Source organism: Stenotrophomonas sp. SrG (genome assembly GCF_050031795.1).
In the GTDB taxonomy this organism is placed as follows: Bacteria; Pseudomonadota; Gammaproteobacteria; order Xanthomonadales; family Xanthomonadaceae; genus Stenotrophomonas; species Stenotrophomonas rhizophila_A.
The window spans coordinates 1-328 of sequence record NZ_JBNBBE010000066.1 but is presented as its reverse complement, the minus strand read 5'-3'; the positions used below and the strand labels follow the sequence as shown (position 1 = coordinate 328).

Here is a 328-nt window from a genome sequence, read left to right as displayed (position 1 = left end):
CGCGAGGCGTTGTATCCGTTCGCGCTGCGCGGTGAGGCGGTGGCCAGTGGCGGCCGGCACGGCGACACCCACGGCCCGATGCTGCTGGGCGGGTTGGTGCTCAGCACGGCGGACCGGCTGGTGAGCATCCCGGTGCCCGCCGGGTGGTCCAGCCTGCTGGTGCATCCAGACGCCGTCCTGGAAACCCGTCGAGCGCGTGCGGCGCTGCAGGGCAGCTACCACCTATCCGAATTCGTCACGCAAAGCGCGAACCTGGCGCGGGGGTTGAGCGGCTGCTTCCGCGGAGATGCCGAGCTGGTGCGCGCCGGCCTGCGCGACGTGCGGGTGG

Annotated in this window: 1 pseudogene; it reads left to right on the top strand. The window is 72.6% G+C overall.

Features of this window, described 5'->3' with window-relative positions:
• Positions 1 to 328 (top strand): annotated as a pseudogene (locus ACQG3P_RS18995) (homoserine kinase); the annotation flags it as partial.